Source organism: Kribbella sp. NPDC005582 (genome assembly GCF_040605415.1).
In the GTDB taxonomy this organism is placed as follows: Bacteria; Actinomycetota; Actinomycetes; order Propionibacteriales; family Kribbellaceae; genus Kribbella.
The window spans coordinates 477,217-494,477 of sequence record NZ_JBEXCU010000001.1; the positions used below are offsets into that span (position 1 = coordinate 477,217).

General features: G+C 67.5%; 21 protein-coding genes and 1 pseudogene. 13 read left to right on the plus strand and 9 right to left on the minus strand.

The genetic code is table 11. The annotated features are described in order from the left end of the window. Window positions 1-48: 48 nt before the first annotated feature. Together ABZS29_RS02290 and ABZS29_RS02295 are read right to left on the minus strand one after the other, a co-directional pair. Window positions 49-348, minus strand: a complete 300-nt coding sequence (locus ABZS29_RS02290; RefSeq protein ID WP_355457753.1) for a LuxR C-terminal-related transcriptional regulator — start codon at window positions 346-348, stop codon at window positions 49-51. A 165-nt stretch (window positions 349-513) separates the two neighbouring features. Continuing rightward, window positions 514-972: a (deoxy)nucleoside triphosphate pyrophosphohydrolase gene (locus ABZS29_RS02295; RefSeq protein WP_355457754.1), complete on the minus strand. Its 459-nt coding sequence runs from the start codon at window positions 970-972 to the stop codon at window positions 514-516. Between ABZS29_RS02295 and ABZS29_RS02300 the strand changes: the two genes are divergently transcribed. From ABZS29_RS02300 to ABZS29_RS02320, 5 genes are all read left to right on the plus strand, one after another. Continuing rightward, window positions 944-1,570 carry a hypothetical protein gene (locus tag ABZS29_RS02300; protein WP_355457756.1) on the plus strand — a complete coding sequence of 209 codons (627 nt, stop codon included), beginning with the start codon at window positions 944-946 and terminating at the stop codon, window positions 1,568-1,570. The genes ABZS29_RS02295 and ABZS29_RS02300 overlap by 29 nt on opposite strands. 107 nt (window positions 1,571-1,677) lie before the next feature. Beyond that, window positions 1,678-1,971: a hypothetical protein gene (locus ABZS29_RS02305; RefSeq protein ID WP_355457758.1), complete on the plus strand. Its 294-nt coding sequence runs from the start codon at window positions 1,678-1,680 to the stop codon at window positions 1,969-1,971. Then, a complete protein-coding gene (locus ABZS29_RS02310; protein WP_355457759.1) occupies window positions 1,971-2,771 on the plus strand; it encodes a hypothetical protein in 801 nt (266 codons plus the stop codon). Before ABZS29_RS02305 ends, ABZS29_RS02310 begins: the two co-directional genes overlap by 1 nt. Window positions 2,772-2,784: 13 nt before the next feature. Beyond that, window positions 2,785-4,668 (plus strand): fumarate reductase/succinate dehydrogenase flavoprotein subunit, encoded by a 1,884-nt coding sequence (locus ABZS29_RS02315; protein ID WP_355457761.1) that lies wholly within the window; start codon window positions 2,785-2,787, stop codon window positions 4,666-4,668. 69 nt (window positions 4,669-4,737) lie between these two features. Beyond that, the gene (locus ABZS29_RS02320) at window positions 4,738-5,487 is read left to right on the plus strand and encodes a succinate dehydrogenase/fumarate reductase iron-sulfur subunit (protein ID WP_355457762.1); all 750 of its coding nucleotides are present in this window, start codon (window positions 4,738-4,740) and stop codon (window positions 5,485-5,487) included. A 61-nt stretch (window positions 5,488-5,548) separates the two neighbouring features. Here ABZS29_RS02320 and ABZS29_RS02325 read toward each other — a convergent pair whose 3' ends face one another. Together ABZS29_RS02325 and ABZS29_RS02330 are read right to left on the minus strand one after the other, a co-directional pair. After that, window positions 5,549-6,376, minus strand: a complete 828-nt coding sequence (locus ABZS29_RS02325) for an aminoglycoside phosphotransferase family protein (protein WP_355457763.1) — start codon at window positions 6,374-6,376, stop codon at window positions 5,549-5,551. A 677-nt stretch (window positions 6,377-7,053) separates the two neighbouring features. Continuing rightward, window positions 7,054-7,245, minus strand: a complete 192-nt coding sequence (locus ABZS29_RS02330; RefSeq protein WP_355457765.1) for a hypothetical protein — start codon at window positions 7,243-7,245, stop codon at window positions 7,054-7,056. Between the two features lie 152 nt (window positions 7,246-7,397). Between ABZS29_RS02330 and ABZS29_RS02335 the strand changes: the two genes are divergently transcribed. The 4 genes from ABZS29_RS02335 to ABZS29_RS02350 are packed head-to-tail and all read left to right on the plus strand — an operon-like array spanning window position 7,398 to window position 11,644. After that, complete coding sequence (locus tag ABZS29_RS02335) at window positions 7,398-9,053, plus strand: AarF/UbiB family protein (protein WP_355457767.1); 1,656 nt, start codon at window positions 7,398-7,400, stop codon at window positions 9,051-9,053. A gap of 47 nt (window positions 9,054-9,100) precedes the next feature. Next, the gene (locus ABZS29_RS02340) at window positions 9,101-10,492 is read left to right on the plus strand and encodes an MFS transporter (RefSeq protein WP_355457769.1); all 1,392 of its coding nucleotides are present in this window, start codon (window positions 9,101-9,103) and stop codon (window positions 10,490-10,492) included. 9 nt (window positions 10,493-10,501) lie between these two features. Then, window positions 10,502-10,789 (plus strand): 4a-hydroxytetrahydrobiopterin dehydratase, encoded by a 288-nt coding sequence (locus ABZS29_RS02345; protein WP_355457771.1) that lies wholly within the window; start codon window positions 10,502-10,504, stop codon window positions 10,787-10,789. Window positions 10,790-10,819: 30 nt separating this feature from the next. Further along, complete coding sequence (locus ABZS29_RS02350) at window positions 10,820-11,644, plus strand: acyltransferase domain-containing protein (RefSeq protein ID WP_355457774.1); 825 nt, start codon at window positions 10,820-10,822, stop codon at window positions 11,642-11,644. On the opposite strand, the gene ABZS29_RS02355 is transcribed toward ABZS29_RS02350, so the two are convergent. Both ABZS29_RS02355 and ABZS29_RS02360 read right to left on the minus strand, forming a co-directional pair. Beyond that, complete coding sequence (locus ABZS29_RS02355) at window positions 11,641-12,849, minus strand: hypothetical protein (RefSeq protein WP_355457776.1); 1,209 nt, start codon at window positions 12,847-12,849, stop codon at window positions 11,641-11,643. The two genes, ABZS29_RS02350 and ABZS29_RS02355, sit on opposite strands and share 4 nt — an antisense overlap. A gap of 78 nt (window positions 12,850-12,927) precedes the next feature. Beyond that, entirely contained in the window at window positions 12,928-13,557 is a 630-nt protein-coding gene (locus ABZS29_RS02360) for a DedA family protein (protein WP_355457777.1), read from the minus strand. Window positions 13,558-13,673: 116 nt separating this feature from the next. Between ABZS29_RS02360 and ABZS29_RS02365 the strand changes: the two genes are divergently transcribed. Both ABZS29_RS02365 and ABZS29_RS02370 read left to right on the plus strand, forming a co-directional pair. Next, complete coding sequence (locus ABZS29_RS02365; RefSeq protein WP_355457778.1) at window positions 13,674-14,000, plus strand: metalloregulator ArsR/SmtB family transcription factor; 327 nt, start codon at window positions 13,674-13,676, stop codon at window positions 13,998-14,000. After that, a complete protein-coding gene (locus ABZS29_RS02370) occupies window positions 13,990-14,454 on the plus strand; it encodes an SRPBCC domain-containing protein (RefSeq protein WP_355457780.1) in 465 nt (154 codons plus the stop codon). Before ABZS29_RS02365 ends, ABZS29_RS02370 begins: the two co-directional genes overlap by 11 nt. Before the next feature lie 19 nt (window positions 14,455-14,473). Here ABZS29_RS02370 and ABZS29_RS02375 read toward each other — a convergent pair whose 3' ends face one another. From ABZS29_RS02375 to ABZS29_RS02385, 3 genes are all read right to left on the minus strand, one after another. Further along, window positions 14,474-15,175 (minus strand): GntR family transcriptional regulator, encoded by a 702-nt coding sequence (locus ABZS29_RS02375; RefSeq protein ID WP_355457782.1) that lies wholly within the window; start codon window positions 15,173-15,175, stop codon window positions 14,474-14,476. Between the two features lie 81 nt (window positions 15,176-15,256). Continuing rightward, entirely contained in the window at window positions 15,257-15,433 is a 177-nt protein-coding gene (locus ABZS29_RS02380) for a DUF5302 domain-containing protein (protein ID WP_165952829.1), read from the minus strand. 76 nt (window positions 15,434-15,509) lie between these two features. After that, entirely contained in the window at window positions 15,510-15,686 is a 177-nt protein-coding gene (locus ABZS29_RS02385) for a hypothetical protein (RefSeq protein WP_355457784.1), read from the minus strand. An 88-nt stretch (window positions 15,687-15,774) separates the two neighbouring features. On the opposite strand from ABZS29_RS02385, the gene ABZS29_RS02390 reads away from it, so the two are divergent. Both ABZS29_RS02390 and ABZS29_RS02395 read left to right on the plus strand, forming a co-directional pair. Further along, window positions 15,775-16,425, plus strand: a complete 651-nt coding sequence (locus ABZS29_RS02390) for a LysE family translocator (RefSeq protein WP_355457785.1) — start codon at window positions 15,775-15,777, stop codon at window positions 16,423-16,425. Continuing rightward, window positions 16,425-17,186, plus strand: a pseudogene (locus ABZS29_RS02395) (aminoglycoside phosphotransferase family protein); the annotation flags it as partial. The gene ABZS29_RS02390 and the pseudogene ABZS29_RS02395, both read left to right, overlap by 1 nt. Between the last annotated feature and the right edge of the window lie 75 nt (window positions 17,187-17,261).

Genomic DNA, 17,261 nt, shown 5'->3' on the forward strand with positions numbered 1-17,261 from the left:
ACGTCGGGGCACCGACAGATATTCCCGAGCTGCCGGTGCCCAGCTGGATCAGCCGAACCGGCGGACCAGCAGGCAACCGGCCTGGAAACGCGACTTGGCGCCGAGCCCGACCACCAGCGCACTGACCTCGGCCCGGACGGTCCGCAGCGACAGCCCCAGTTCACGGGCGATCGCGGCGTCCTTCGTCCCGGTGGACAGCATCCGCCCGATCGCGATCTGACGGCTCGTCAGCTCCTTGACCGCCGCCGGCGACTGCCGCCGGGCGCCCAGCTCGTAGATCTCGCAGACATCGGCCGAACCGACGACGTCTTCCCTCCGGACGGATGGAACGACCTGATACACCGACATTCCTCACTCCTCCCCAGTAGCGTGCAGAAGGATTCTCGTCGTCGGTGTAGACCACTCACCAGGTACAACCCATACAAACGACCCATACAGTTGCGGTCGGGGCCGTTTTCTCAGCGTGATCGAGTGGTTCCGGAACGACTTCGGGGCAGAATGTGACTTCCGCCACTACAACTGGTCGCGCAGCACCCGGACGAACGGTCGATCCGGTACCAGCCAGTCCGCCTCGACCAGTTCGGTCGCCGCGAACCAGCGCAGTTCCGCGTGCTCCCGCCGTACCGGCTCGCCCTGGATGATCGTGGCGCGGTAGACGTGCAGCCGGTACTTGTCGGAGATGTCCACGCCGGGTCCCAGCGAGGCGCCGATCTCGACCTCCAGGTCCAGCTCCTCCCGCAACTCCCGGGCTCCCGCCTGCGCCTCGGATTCCCCCGGCTCGACCTTCCCGCCCGGGAACTCCCATCCACCGTCGGGCCCCGGCCGGTACGCCGCCAGCACCCGATCGCCCCGCACGACGGCAACTCCGACAACAATCTGCACAGGTGGACTCTGCCAGACCTGCAACGAAAAACTGTCGGTGGCCTCCGGCACGATCGGCCACATGCCGTTGCAGAACAGGGTTCTTCCCACTCAGGAGATCGTGGCCGAGCCAGGCCGCGGCCTGCTGATGGGCAACCGCGGCAGTCTGCACGGCCCGGATCGCCGCCTGGGCGTCACGCGCTGGCGCTCGAAAGCCTGGATCTGCTGCGTCCTTGACTGGAAGGGAGTTCAGCGCGATCCGATGCCACCCGGGCGCTGGACCGCCTTGTTCTTCTTCGACGAAGCGGTGGCACTCGCGGCCGGTCATCGTCCTTGTCATTACTGCCGCCGCAACGACTTCCTGCGGTACGCCGGGGCCTGGGCACGGGGACATGGCCTCGCTGAGCGCGCGCGTGCGCCCGCGATGGACGCCGTACTGCACAGTCAACGCGTCGAGTCCCGCACCCGTCGGCAACGCACCACCGTGCGACCGCTGGCCGAGCTACCCGACGGCGCAATGATCCGGTACGACGGCCGTCCGGCCCTGGTGCTCGCGGGGCAAGTGCTGCCATGGTCGTGGCAGGGCTACGAAAACGCGCGCCGGCCACCGGGCACGATCGAGGTCGAGGTGCTGACCCCACCCGCGAATCTCGTTGTGCTGAAGGCCGGATTCACTCCATTACTCCACTCGTCGGCCGTCGGCAACTGAGGCGACCCTAAGTAGAAACACGCCGTACCGAGAGGTCTTCCGTTGCCTGCCTCCGCGCGGCAAAGTGTGCCCATACTGACAGCTACAACACCATCACTGGAGTCGGCATGGGTGAAGGTCACAGCGCCGTTGCGCCGGTCGTCCGCGCGCTCGAATCGCTGCATGCGGCCGTCGGCAAGCTCAGTCAGGAATACGGCGACACCCTCGGCATCCGCCGGTTGGTGTCGGACGTCGCCCGGCTGAGCGACGACCTGGCCGAGCTCGGCCCGCCCGACCCGAAGCACAGACCCGGACCGGTTCCGGAGGACCTCGAGGAGATTCCCGACGTGGAGTATGACGCGTCCATGTGGACAGACGCGGAGCACGAAGGCTTCGGCGCACCCGATCGGCACGCACCCTGATGACGCACGGAGTCGACTCACCGGGGCGCGCACAGGTCGGACTGAAGACCGCACGGACCGATCGCTGGTGGCTGGCGCCGCTGCGGATCGGCGTGATCCTGGCCTTCTTCATCGTCTACGCGACGATCCGGATCTTCATGAACAAGTGGTACTGGGTGGGTGACTTCCACTACCTGACTCCGCTGTACTCGCCGTGTATCAACGACGGCTGTGTTCCCGGCTCGAGTCACCTCGGCACCTGGTTCCCGAAGTTCCCGGTCTTCATCCCGTACAGCATCATCACGTTCGCCGTACTGGCCGGCTTCCGCGGTACTTGCTACTACTACCGCAAGGCGGGCTACCGGTCGCTGTTCTTCGCGCCGGCCGCGTGCGCGGTGCCCGAGCCGCACAAGGCGTACACCGGTGAGCGGAAGTTCCCGCTGATCGCGCTGAATCTGCACCGCTACTTCTTCTACGGCGCGCTGGTCTTCGGTCTGCTGAACGTCTACGACGGCGTACTCGCCTTCCACGGCAGGGACGGCGGCTTCGGCATCGGTCTGGGCACGCTGATCATCTGGATCAACCTGGTGATGCTCTGGCTCTACACGCTGTCGTGCCACGCCTGCCGGCACATCGTCGGCGGCCGGCTGAAGAACTTCTCCAAGCACCCGCTGCGGTACCGGTACTGGACCTTCGTGTCCAAGCTGAACCCGAAGCACGGCACGTTCGCGATGGCGTCGCTGTTCACCGTGATCCTGACCGACTTCTACATCATGGCGCTGTCGGCCGGCTGGTTCTCCGACCTGCGCTTCTTGAACTGAGGATCTCCGAGACATGACTGAGCTGGAACGACACACCTACGACGTCGTCGTGATCGGGGCCGGCGGCGCCGGTCTGCGCGCGGCGATCGAGGCCCGCGAACAGGGCAAGCGCACCGCGATCGTGTGCAAGTCGCTGTTCGGCAAGGCGCACACCGTGATGGCCGAGGGCGGTTGCGCGGCCGCGATGGGCAACGCGAACGCGAACGACAACTGGAAGACGCACTACGTCGACACCATGCGTGGCGGCAAGTTCCTGAACAACTGGCGGATGGCCGAACTGCACGCGCAGGAAGCCCCCGACCGGGTCTGGGAGCTGGAGACGTACGGCGCGCTGTTCGACCGGACGCCGGACGGCAAGATCAGCCAGCGCAACTTCGGCGGTCACACCTACCCGCGGCTCGCGCACGTCGGCGACCGCACCGGCCTGGAGCTGATCCGCACCCTGCAGCAGAAGATCGTCTCGCTGCAGCAGGAGGACTTCGAGGCCACCGGCGACTACGAGGCCAACCTCAAGGTGTACGCCGAGTGCACGGTCACCGAGCTGCTGAAGGACGGCGACGCGATCTCCGGCGCCTTCGGGTACTGGCGCGAGTCCGGCCGGTTCATCCTGTTCGACGCCCCCGCGGTCGTGCTGGCCACCGGCGGTGTCGGCAAGTCGTTCAAGGTCACCTCGAACTCCTGGGAGTACACCGGTGACGGTCACGCCCTCGCGATGCGGGCCGGCGCGACGCTGATCAACATGGAGTTCATCCAGTTCCACCCGACCGGCATGGTCTGGCCGCCGTCGGTGAAGGGGATCCTGGTCACGGAGTCGGTGCGCGGCGACGGCGGCGTACTGAAGAACTCCGAAGGCAAGCGGTTCATGTTCGACTACGTGCCCGACGTGTTCCGCGCGCAGTACGCGGAGACAGAGGAAGAGGCCGACCGCTGGTACAAGGACGCCGACAACAACCGGCGCCCACCGGAGCTCCTGCCCCGCGACGAGGTCGCCCGCGCGATCAACTCCGAGGTCAAGGCCGGCCGCGGCACCCCGCACGGCGGCGTCTTCCTGGACGTCTCCTCGCGGCTGCCCGCCGAGGAGATCCAGCGCCGGCTGCCGTCGATGTACCACCAGTTCAAGGAGCTGGCGGACGTCGACATCACCGCGGAACCGATGGAGGTCGGCCCGACCTGTCACTACGTGATGGGTGGCGTCGAGGTCGAGCCGGACACCGCGCAGTCCTCGGTCAAGGGCCTGTACGCCGCCGGTGAGGTCGCCGGCGGGATGCACGGCTCGAACCGTCTCGGCGGCAACTCGCTCTCCGACCTGCTGGTCTTCGGCCGTCGCGCCGGCGCCGGTGCGGCGATGTACGTCGAGTCGCTCGGCGAGAACCGGCCTCGTATTTCCGAGGCTGACATCGACGCTGCCGCGGCCGAGGCCCTGGCGCCGTTCGAGCTCGAGGGCGGGGAGAACCCGTACACGATCCACCAAGAGCTCCAGCAGTCGATGAACGACCTGGTCGGGATCATCCGCAAGGCCGACGAGATCGAGCAGGCGCTCGCGCGGCTGGCCGAGTTCCGCGGCCGGATCGCGAAGATGACGGTCGAGGGACACCGCCAGTTCAACCCCGGCTGGCACCTCGCCCTCGACCTGCGCAACATGCTTACCGTCTCGGAGTGCGTCGCCAAGGCGGCCCTGCTCCGCGAGGAGTCCCGCGGCGGTCACACCCGCGACGACTTCCCCGGCATGAGCGCCGACTGGCGCAAGGTGCTCCTGGTCTGCTCGCTGCAGAGCGACGGCGACGGCGTCACCGTGGTCAAGAAGGACCAGATCCCGATGCGCGACGACCTGCTCGAACTGTTCGAGCGCGACGAGTTGAAGAAGTACCTCACCGAAGAGGAGCTCCCTCGTGGCTGAGCGAAGCGAGGACACCAATATGCACAGCGAGTTCCACTCATTGGCGCCCGCAGCGAAGCGAGGACGACGATGAGTTACCTGGCCAAGTTCCGGGTCTGGCGTGGGGACGCCGACGGCGGTGAGCTGAAGGACTACGAGGTCGAGGTGAACGAGGGCGAGGTCGTCCTCGACGTCATCCACCGCCTGCAGGCCACGCAGACCCCCGACATGGCGGTCCGCTGGAACTGCAAGGCCGGCAAGTGCGGCTCCTGCAGCGCCGAGATCAACGGCATGCCGAAGCTGATGTGCATGTGCCGGATGAACACCTTCGAGGAAGGGGAGACCGTCACGGTCACCCCGATGCGGACCTTCCCGGTGATCAAGGACCTCGTCACCGACGTCTCCTTCAACTACCAGAAGGCCCGCGAGGTCCCCGCGTTCAAGCCGCCGGCCGATCTGAAGCCCGGTGAGTACCGGATGCAGCAGGTCGACGTCGAACGCTCGCAGGAGTTCCGCAAGTGCATCGAGTGCTTCCTGTGCCAGGACACCTGTCACGTCATCCGTGACCACGAGGAGAACAAGGAATCCTTCTCCGGCCCCCGGTTCCTGATGCGCATCGCCGAGCTCGACATGCACCCGCTCGACGCCGCCGACCGCCAGCACGCCGCTCAGGAACAACACGGCCTGGGCTTCTGCAACATCACCAAGTGCTGCACCGAGGTCTGCCCCGAACACATCAAGATCACGGACAACGCCCTGATCCCGATGAAGGAACGCGTCGTCGACCGCAAGTACGACCCGATCGTCTGGCTCGGCAACAAGATCCGCCGCCGCGTCTGACCCGGTTAGCTTCCCTGCTGCGCCCGACCGCCTGTGCGGTCGGGCGCAGTTCTGTTGGTAGCTAACCGAGGCGCCGTAGTGCTGTCTCAACCGCCGCCTCGACCCGGGCAGTCATCCCGGGCACATCGACCGGACGGCGTCCGGCGACCTGGTTACTGATCCACTTCGACGCGCTGTCGTCATAGTGCAGCAAGGCATACAGGTCCCACCACGGATCGAGCGTCACCCCGGCGATCGACTCGTAGAGCGACCGCAATTCCTCGGCCCACTCGGGCTCGTAGAGCGCCGCCAGGTATCTCCGGCAGTGCCCGACGTCGACCGCACGCGACCCCCGATGGATCCCGTTCCAGTCGGTCAGCCCAGTAATCCTCCCGCGCGACCACAACAAGTTGACCGGCAGCAGATCGCAGTGCAGAAACACAGCCTCGTCCTCCGGCGGCTCCGCCTCCATGGCTCCGAACGCCGCCTCCCACACTTCCGGCTTCTGCCCACCGACAGGCACCCGAAACTCGCCCCGCGGAGCGATCCAAGAATCCGTCCAAGGCCTGAACGTCTTCGCGGGAAGATCCACCGAATGCACCAAGGCCGCCATCTCCGCGATCCGCCTCAGCCACACCCCAGGCTCCGCAGGACTCAACTCAACATGCCCTGGCAACCGCGTCATCACCAACGCCGGCGCCCCACCCGTCGCAGCACCCGCAACATCAGCAGCCAAGATCCCCGGAACCGGCAGCCCACTCCCCGCCACCACCCCCAGGTTGGCGATCTCCTGCTCCAGGGCCTCCTCCAACCCAAGCCCCGCCGGGTACTGCCGCAGTACGACAAATGTCCGTACCCCACGACGCTCAACAGTCAGCCGATGCACCGCAGAGCACACGCCACCCGTCATCCGCCGATACCCAACAACCCGACTGCCCCGCCCCATCGACGCCGCAACCCAGTCAAGAGTCTCCTCGGAAGGCCGACGCTCCCTGAACCCGCTGTCCCTCCAGTCGCCCTCACCCATGCCCCGACCCTAGGCGCCCACCGCCCCCGCGCGACAAGGCTTTTCCACCACCGAACTCGACCAGGCGTACAGACCACCTGACGCAAGCGGTGGCTGGCGGGCCCTGGACGTCGTCGCCAAGGACACGTAGTAGTCGACTTCAAGGTCCTCCCACGCGACCAGCCAAGCGTGAACCGCCAGCCACAACCACACACCACGTGTCCTTACCGACCATCTACGCGGCGCGTGCTGCGATGCCTGCGAGTGGGACGGCGGCAAGCATCGCGGGCAGACGGATGCGAAAACCGGTGGGCGATAGGCCCACGGCGCGCAGCAGCATCACCGCACGACGCCCGGTCGGCGCCAGCAGGTCACCGCGCAGCCGGTTGCATCCCACCCATCCGCGCAACGACAGGACGTATAGGTCCACTGCCGCGGGTCGCGCGCTCACCGGCGACGGCTCCAGGGGGCGAGTGGGCGTATACGTCCTGTCGTTCGGGTGATTCATGGGCAGCTTGGGCAGGGGCGAGGACCGGGGTGGGCTCACCCGTGTGGGTGAACCGGAGTCTGGCGCGCACGGCCTAGGGTTCGGGGATGGATGTTGCGATCGCTGGGGTGTTCAGCCTGGTTGTGTTCATGGTGATTTTCATTCCGGTGGCGCAGCGGTTGCTGGGGGTGCGGTTCGGGCTGGTGCGGCTGGGGGTGGCGGCGGCGTTGACGTTGTCGACGTTCAGTCCGATCGCAAATGCGTTGGTGGGGCCGTTGCCGTTCACGGGGTCGAATGCGGCGGCGGTTGCGTTCGTGGGGTTGACGACGTTGTGTGCGACGTTGTGCGGGCTGGTGTTTCTGGTGCTGGCGGAGGCGTTGGTGCCGACGGGGTCGTTGCCTCGGGCCCGGGATTTGCGGCGGGACGTGGCGGGGCCGGGTGGCGCGGACGCGGCGGTATCTGCAGATTTTGCGGATCGCGATCAAGCACGGGCTGGGGCCGTATCTGCGGGGTCGGCGGCGGCCGGGGCGGGAGAATGCGGCGGGGCAGGCGGAGTTGGCGCGGTCGTTGCGGCTGGCGCTGGACGATGCGGGAGTGACGTTCGTAAAGCTGGGGCAGGTGTTGTCGACGCGGAGCGACGTCATTCCGCTGTCGGTCGCGAACGAGTTGAGTCGGCTGCAGGATCAGGTGACGCCGGCGCCGTGGGCGGAGATCGAGCAGGTACTGACGGAGGAGCTCGGGGCTCCGCCCAGTCAGGTGTACGACGACTTCGGCACCGAACCGCTCGCCGCGGCCAGCGTCGCGCAGGTCTACACGGCGACCCTCCGGACCGCGGAGGCGCAGCAGGTCGTGGTGAAGGTCCAGCGCCCCGGGATCGCGAGCGTGGTCGACCGAGACCTCGACATCGTACGGCGCCTCGCCCGGCTGCTCGAGCGGAACACCGACTGGGGTCGCTCGATGGGCGTCCGGGCACTGGCCGACGGGTTCGCGGAGGCGATGCGGGAGGAACTCGACTTCACCGTCGAAGCCGGCAACATGGCGGCAGTCGCGGCCGGACAGTCGCTTGCCGCCAGCAACGACATCGTCGTACCCGAACTCCACGCCCGCCTGTCCACCCAGCGGGTGCTCACCATGCAGCGACTGGACGGGATCGGCCTCGGCAACGCAGCACAGACGATCGCGGAACGCGGACTGGATGCCGCGCAGCTGGGCCGGAGCCTCTTCGACTGTCTGCTCGGCCAGGTCGCGATCGACGGCGTGTTCCACGCCGACCCGCATCCGGGCAACTTCCTGCTGCTCACCGACGGCCGGATCGGCATGCTCGACCTCGGCTCCGTCGGACGGCTCGACCCGGCGACCCGCGAGGCCCTGCAGCGCTTCCTGCTCGCCATCGACCACGGGGACCCGGTCGGCGCCACCGATGCGTTGCTCGAGATCGTCGACCGCCCGGACGTCATCGACGAGCGCGGTCTGGAGCGTTCGGTCGGGCAGTTCATGACCCGGCATCTGACCGGCGCGGTGTCGATCGGGCCGGCGATGTTCAACGACCTGTTCAAGATCATCACCTCGCACGAACTCGGCGTACCGCCGGAGGTCGCGGCGGTGTTCCGGGCACTGGCCACGATCGAGGGCACGATCAGCCGGATCTCCCCCGGGTTCGACCTGGTTGCCGCGTCGCGTCAGTTCGCCTCGGCGCACGTCACCGACCGGCTCACCCCCGACGCACTACGCCGTACGGCGACCGAGGAGCTGGCCTCGATCCTGCCGATGCTGCGGAGACTGCCGCGGCGGATCGACCGGATCGCCGCCGCGGCCGAGAGTGGTCGGCTCGGTCTCAATGTCCGGCTGCTCGCCGACGAACGCGATCGTCAGCACCTGACCGGTCTCCTGCACCAGGTCCTGCTCGCGGTCCTCGGCGCGACCGCCGGCCTGATGGCCGTGCTCCTGCTCGGCATCGACGGCGGCCCGCGAGTGACCACCAGCATCAGCCTGTACCAACTGTTCGCCTATAACCTGCTGGTGATCTGCGCGGTGCTGGTCCTCCGAGTGCTGGTCCTGATCTTCCGCATCCCCGAGAAAACTGGAGCCCGGTAAAAGGCCACGATTGACCTCAAGCCCGCTTGAACTCCGAGGATGGCGCAATGACCGCAGACGTGTCGACCAGCCCGCCGAGATTGTTCAGCGGCTCCCACCTGCCGCTCGCCCTCGGGGTGATCGGCCTGGTCACCTTGAGCGCACTGGAGAACCGCGCTGTCGGTACGGCGTTGCCGACGATGGTGCGCGAGTTCGACGCACTGGGGAGCTTCGGGCTGGCCAATGCGGCACCGAATGCGAGCTTCGTGTTCTCACTCGCGGTCGCCGGGCTGTGGTCGGATCGGCACGGACCGATCCGGACGCTGCGACTCGGCGCGATCGCGTTCGGGCTAGCGCAGGTGCTGATCGGGTTCGCTGTCGCGATGCCGATGGTGATCGCCGGTCGAGTGCTGAGTGGGATCGCCGAGGGTCTGCTCGATGTGTCGCTGCTCGTGCTGGTCGCCCGCACGCTGCCGGCGGTCCTGCGGCCGCGGATGATGTCGCTGATCTCGGCGATGTGGGTGCTGCCCTCGATCTTCGGGCCGCTGCTGACCGGCGTGATCACCGAGCAGTTCGGCTGGCGCTGGGTGTTCCTGGGCGCCGTCGTACTGCTGGTCCCGACCTGGTTGCTGATGCGGCCGGCGATCCGGCAGTCGCAGAACAGTCCGGAGCCCGAACGCACGGCTGAGCATGCCGCCGAGCTGGCTGCCTGGCGTACGGCGCTGCCCTGGGCGGCCGCGATCTCGGTCGCGCTGTTCACCTTGACGCTGACCGGTGACCACCTCGACAAGCACCAGCTGCTCGGCGGCACGGTGATCGCTGTCGCGCTCGTCGTACTGGGGGTGGCGGCTGTCCGAGTGATGCCGCGGGGAGCGTTCGTCGCCGCGCGTGGCTTCCCTGCGGTGGTCGCGATGCGCGGGCTCGTCGGTGCCGGATTCACTGGCGTTGGCGTCTACCTGCCGCTGCTGCTCACGCTGCAGCATCACTTCAGTCCGGCAGGTGCCGGCGTGAGCCTGTCGGTCACGGGGGTGTTCTGGGCGCTGGGCTCCTGGTTGCAGGGGCGCGAGCACAGCTTCCAGCGCGTCAACGTACTGCGTACCGGTCTCGCACTGATGACCGTCGGTATCGCGGTCACGTCGTTGCTGGCCTGGACCGACGCGACCGTGTGGTTCGGGCTGACCGGCTGGGCGATCGCGGGAATCGGCATGGGCCTCAGTTCGTCGAGTCTCTCGGTGTTGATGCTCGACCTGTCCGACGCCGGCAACTCCGGCCGCAACGCGAGTGCCGCCCAGATGGCTTCGGTGATGAGCATCGCGACCGCAGTCGCTGTCACCGGCACCTTGCTCGCGCTCAACGCCAGCGACCCACAGCCTTGGGTCTTCGGCGTGATCACCAGCTCAGGCGCCGTACTGACTGGCCTCGCGCTGCTGTGTGCGGGCCGAGTCCGTCCGAAGGTCTAGAGTGACGACATGGCTGAGCTGCTCACGGACGACCAGATCGATCTCGCGCTCCGCGACCTGATTCCGCTGTGGAAGGCCGTGGACCAGACGCTGGTGCGAACCGTCGAGCGGGACACGTTCCTGGATGGGATCCGGCTGGTCGCCACCGTCGCGCAGCTCGCCGAGGCCACCAACCACCACCCGGACATCGACATCCGCTACACGAAGATCACCTTCCGGGTGACCAGCCACGACGCCGGCGGCATTACCGAGGACGACCTGGTGCTGGCCCACCACATCGACACCGCGGCCGAGTAGACCCCTTCGTACATCGGTTACCGTTGCCGTGTGACTTCTGTTGACGAGTACCGGCTGCTGGGTTTCGCCGACGAGGACCGGGAGGACGCCGAGAAGTTCACGGCTGATCCCGCGGCGGTCGCCGACCTCGTCGCGCAGTTGCGGGCCGGTGTCGGGCATCAGGGCACCGAGCCGCAGCTGCGGATGCCGGAGGACACGCGGAACACCATCGCAGCGCTACTGGAGACGGTCCCGGACATCCGGAAGTACCACCGCGAGCGCGGGATCCCGGACGACATCAGCTGGGCGACCTTGGCCGATCTGGGCTTGCAGATGCAGGTCAGCCGACGGACGCACGGCGAGTACGGGCTAGCGACGCACTGGTGGCTGACGATCCACTGGGCCGGGCAGATCTACGCGCTCGGTCGCCTGCAGTTCATGCTCTACCAGGTCACCGAGGAGAAGCCGGTGCCCGGGACGGAGCCGGGCGAGTGGGTGGTCGGCGTACATATTCCTGAGTCCGGTCCGCTGACGCCGGAGCTGGTCGACGACAGCTTCGCGCGGGCCCGCGAGTTCTTCCCGCGGTACTTCCCGGAGTACCCGATCAAGACCATGACGCTGAACTCCTGGCTGCTCGACCCGTACCTGCTCGACAACCTCCCGCAGGAATCGAACATGGTGCGTTTCGGTCGCCGGTTCACGCCGTACGGGACGCCGGTGGACAGCCAGGACAGCGCGATCTTCTTCACGTTCCGCAGCCACGACCTCGGCCGCCTGGACGAGTTCCCGCAGGACACCAGTCTGCAGCGGCTCGTGGTCAGCCGGATCAAGCAGGGCGGCACCTGGCAGAACGCGTTCGGCTACGCCCCGTTCTAGTGGCGGCCGCTGGGCACTCCGGCGTACTTGGACAGCCAACCTGCCAGCTCGATGTTGCTGACACACCGGACATCGGGCTGCTTACACGTCTCCTTGACGAAGGTCGTGAGCGCGTCGGAGTAGACGCTGTTGTTCCAGCGGTTGAAGTGGTTGCCGAGGAACAGCGGCGGGTTCCCCTTCGCCCGGGACCGCGCGAGCGCCTGCCGGTACGTCGCCAGCACCTGCGCCCGTAGTTGCGGCACCTGCGCGAGCGGTGCTTTCCTGGCCTTGGTCTGGGCGTACCAGAGGTTGTAGTCCATCGTCAGCGTCTGCTTGCTCGTCCCCGCCAGCGTCACGCCTTGCAGCGGGAAGTTCCACAGCCCGTCGACCTTCGTGGGCCACCGCAGATACCCGGTCGCGGATGCGTCGTACACCATGCCGCGGTAGCTCATAGCCCGCCGGTACGCCGCTCTGTTGCCCTCCAGGCACGGAGTCCGCATCCCCTTGACCGTGGCGGGGTCGAACGGCGCTGCGACCGTCTTGCCGGCCGCGAGTCCCGGCCCGGTGCGAACCATCTGGTCGAAGGCGTTGAGCTCGGCGGTCCACTGAGCTGTCGTCCACTCACCGACGCCCTTCGGACCGCAGAAGTGCCCGTTGACGTGGGTACCGATCTCATGGCCCTCGGCGATCGCCTCGCGGAGGATCGTCGTACGCGCCGCCACGGTGGTCGGCGTACTCCAGCCGATGTCGGAGGCGCCGGGGTTGTGGAAGGGCGGCTTGTAGTCGGTGCGGTGGGATGCCGGGTAGAGGTAAGGGCCGGAGAGGAAGAACGTCATCCGGGCGTCGACCTGGTGGGCCAGAGTGCGCCAGTGGTGCCAGAGGGCGAGATCACCGGCGCCGTCGAACGAGACGACGAGGAAGAGCGGCGGCTTGCCGTTGGCGAGCCGGGCCGGGAACTGCCGGGTCACCGGCGCCGCGTTGACTCCGCGGGGACGCGTCGGCGTCGGCTTCACCGAAGGCGTCGGCGAAGGAGTCCGCGATGGTGTTTTCGACGGTGTGCCGGAAGGCGTCTTGGGAGGCGTGCCGGTGGGAGTGCCGGAAGGCGTACTGGTGGGCGTCTCCGAAGGTGTCGCCGATGGTCGCCCGCTGGACTCGATATCGGCACAGCCGACCAGCACCGCCGCGACAACCACCGCAGCGGCAACGAGATTCACCGCAGGCCTCACCACGCCTCTACTGACGCACGAATGGCAGCAGAGGTTGAACCGGAACACGCAGCCGCGCGAAAACCCGCCCGGGGATCGTTAGGCCGCTGTGATCTTCGCCGCGCGTCGCCGGCCCGCGATCCGGCGCGTCGTCTCGATCACCAGCCCCATCACGAACGCCATCCCGAGGCTGAAGCCGAGCGCCTTGAGCGAGTCGTGCTCGAACGCGTCACCACCGAGGTAGCCGATCAGAGCGACGTACGTGTAGGCGATGGTCACACCGGCGAAGGTGAAGACGACGAACTTCTTGAACGAGTACCGGGTCGCGCCGGCGGTGAGCGTCGCGACCATCCGCGCGCCGGGGATGTAGCGCACCGTCACCAGGATCAGGCCGCCGCGCTTGTGCAGCGCGGCGGAAACCTTCTCGTAGAGCTGCTGGCGGCGCTCCTGCCGCTTCATCCAGCGGTGCAGCGCCGGTCCGGAACCGCGGCCCATCAGGTAGCAGACAGACTCGCCGATGACGGATCCGACCATCGCGACCACGATCACGAGCAGCAGGTTCTGGTGGCCGGCCGCGGCGGCCATGCCCGCGGTGACGACCATGCCCTCACTCGGAACGATCGGGAAAACGGCGTCGATCGCGGCGGCCAGGAAGAGGACGAGCAACAACCAGTGCGAAGCCATGGCCAAGCCCAGCAGGTGCCGCGCCACCTCCAGGATCTCAGTCATCTGACAAAGGATGCCATCACTGGTCAAGCCCCTCACAATCCCAGTGGTGTGATTCAGCGGGCTTTCACGTGATGTTCAATGGCCGGTCTTGACAGAACATTTCACCAGATGGTGAAGTGTCGAAGGTGTTGACGACGACCTTCGGAGCGCTGGCGGATCCGACCCGGCTGGCCATCGTCGGGCGGCTGAGCCGCGGCGACGCGACCATGGGCGAGCTGGCCGAGCCGCACCGGATCACGCCGCCGGCGATGACCAAACACGTCGGCGTGCTCGTCGAGGCCGGGCTGGTGAGCCGCCGCCGGGTGGGCCGGACCGTGGTCTGCTCGCTCCGGCCGGAGGCGTTCTCCGAGGTGGAGCGCTGGCTCGACGACCTGACGGCGTACTGGAACAGCACCGTGGACCGGCTGGAAGAACTTCTGCGAGGGGACGACGATGACGACTGAGATCCGGATCGAAAGGGTGCTTCCGGCAACGATCTCCCGGGTGTACGACGCGTGGACCCGGGCCGATCTGATGGTTCGGTGGTACTGCCCGAATCCGCAGCTGGAGCTGAAGGTGCAGGCCGATGTCCGGGTCGGCGGCGAGTACGTCGTGGAGATGGGCCCGCATGTCGTGCGCGGGAGCTACCTCGAGGTCGAGCCACCGCACCGGCTGGTGTTCAGCTGGGCCTGGGATGGCAGCGCGGACGAGATCAGCCGCGTGCAGGTCGACCTCTCCGAGGTCGCGGACGGCACGCTGATGATTCTCAGCCACACGGGCTTCGCGACCGCCGAAAATGCGGCCAACCACCAGATGGCCTGGGAACCGGAGCTTCAGCGGCTCAGCGATCTCCTTGCTGCCGATGCCGAAAGCAGATTTGTCGACAGCGATCGAGGCGAGGCGCCGTCGTCGCAGTAGTTGCCTGTGGCGCCGAACCTCAAGGGCGCAGCGTGGCGCGGAAGCCGACGCGGTCGCCGCGGTAGAGCGAGCGGACCACCTCGATCGTGTGGCCGTCGCGGTCACGGGTCTGCCGGTGCAGCAACAGCATCGGCAACTGCTGGGTCGCCTTGAGCAGGTCGGCCTCGCGCGGTGAGGCAATCACCGTCTCGAGCAGTTCCTCGCCCTCGCCGAACTCGACGCCGAGCTGACCGACCAGGCAGCGGTACAGCGAACCGGTCGGCTCCAGCACCTCGCGCAGCGTCGGAAACCGCGCCACCGACAGGTACGTCGTCTCCAGCCCGATCGGCTGCCCGTCCGCGAACAGCACCCGCTCCAGCTCGAACACCGGATCACCAGGCGCAATCGCCAGCTGCTCAGCCAGTACGTCGTCCGCCGGGATCTCGTCGAACTTGACCACCTCACGCGCCGGCGTATGCCCCTGCGCCCGCAGAGCCTCGGTGTAACTCACCAACGCCAGCGGCTGGACGATCTTCGGCGTCGCCACGAAGGTCCCCTGCCCCTGCCGGGCCCGCAGCCGCCCGTCCGCGATCAGCTCCCGGATCGCCTGCCGCATCGTCCACCGCGACACCCCGAACTCCTTGGCCAGCACCCGCTCCGGCGGCAGGCCGGCGCCTTCGCCCAGCTCCTCGACCAGTTCGATCAGCCGGGTCTTGACCACGTAATGCAGCGGCACACTCACCCGCCGAGAATACGGCGAAAAGAGTCGAGCCCTGGGCGTGGACCCAGGGCTCAGGCGGATGGATGGACAGTTTGGCGTTTCTCAGCTGCCGGACTTGCGCCGGAACTGGCGCTTCTGCTTGTCGTTGTGGGCCTCGCCGACGCCTTCCTTGCGGTTCCCGGAACCCGGGTGTGCCGCGTGATTGGCGTTCTTCTTCTCCAGCGCTTCCCTGAACTTCTTCTGCAGATCGTCCGCCGGCTTGCTGGCCTTCTCGCTCATACCGTCTCCTTCAAACCGTCAGGCGTACATGGCACACGCTATCCGAGGACGAGGACTCCAAGCGACCGGAATACGGTCAAACCGCCGCCGGACATCCCGGCTGACCGCAATCGGTGTCCTCGGGGACCTCGCCGTACAGGTCGTGTTCGTAGGCGAAGTGGAAGCAGTCCCAGTGCATGCGCTCGAAGAGCTCGTAGTCCTCCCGGCTCCCCTCGACCGGTTTGCCGCACCGCATGCACTCCTGCTCGCCCATTCCCGCAAGGTATCCCAGCCCGCGAAAAACCCCGCGGCCCCGGTCCCCGGCACTGTTAGGTTTTCGGTGACGTGGAAGGGAGCTGGAGATGCCAGTCGGTGGTGAGGCGTTACTCGGAATCGCGCTGGTGGAGCTCGGGCTGGTGGTGCTGCCCGGTCCGAACATGATCTATCTGATCTCCCGCTCGATCACGCAGGGCCGCCGGGCCGGGCTGACCTCGCTCGCCGGGGTGGGCGTCGGCTTCCTCGTGTACTTGCTGGCGGCAAGCGCCGGACTGGCGACGCTGTTCGCGCTGGTGCCGGAGATCTACCTGGTGCTGAAGTTCGCCGGCGCGGCCTACCTGCTGTGGCTCGCCTGGAACGCGCTCCGCCCGGGCGGCAGTTCCGTCTTCGCCACCCAGGAGCTCGCGCCGGACAGCCCCCGCAAGCTGTTCGGGATGGGCCTGCTCACCTGCCTGCTGAACCCGAAGATCGCGATCCTCTACATCTCCCTGCTCCCGCAGTTCCTGGACCCGGGCCGCGGGCAGCTCGGTCTGCAGAGCCTGGTCCTCGGCCTGACCCAGCTCGTCGTCGGCGTCGCAATGAACGCCGTCTTCATCATCACCGCCGGCTCGATCGCCGTCTTCCTGACCCGACGGCCGACCTGGATGCGGATTCACCGCTACCTGACCGGTACGGCGCTGGCCGTCTTCGCGATCCGCCTCGCCACCGAGCGCGCCCGCCCACTGGCCACCACCTGATGCACGCCGGCCAGCTCGAGCTCACCGTCCCGCTCGTTCAGCAGCTGCTCCGGAATCAGTTCCCCGAGTGGGCCGACTGGACCGTTCGCGCAGTCCCCTCGCACGGCACGGTGAACGCCCTCTTCCGTATCGGGGACGCCTTCGTCGCGCGGTTTCCGCTCCAGCCCGGCGACCCCGCGCGGGTCCGCCAGGAGCTCACCGACGAGGCTGAGGCGGCTCGGCGGTTGCACGCGATCTCGCCGTACCCGACTCCACGGCCGATCGCCCTCGGCGAGCCCGGCGTCGGCTACCCACTCCCCTGGTCGGTCTACACCTGGCTCGACGGCAGGACGGCGTACGACGCGGATGTCGCCGGCTCGACTGACTTCGCCGAGGACCTGGCGCGCTTCGTCCTCGCACTCCGCGCGGAGCCGACCGAGGGTCGCGTGTTCACCGGCACCTGGCGGGGCGGCGTACTGACTTCACAGGACGAGTACGTCGCCGACGGGCTCGAGCGCAGTCGCGGAATGATCGACGTCGACGCGCTGGCACGCTTGTGGGCCGAGCTGCGCGAAACGCCGCGGACCGAACCCGACGTGTGGACGCATCGCGACCTGATGCCGGGCAACCTGCTCGCCGCGGACGGCCGCCTCGCGGGTGTGATCGACGTCGGCACGTTCACCGTCTCCGACCCCGCGATGGACCTGCAACCGGCCTGGAACCTGCTGGATCCGGTCGCCCGCGAAGCCTTCCGTACGGCGCTCGGCAGCGACGACGCGCAGTGGCGGCGCGGGATGGGCTGGGCGTTCGCGCAAGCCATCGGCTGCCTCTGGTACTACGTCGAGACCAACCCGGTG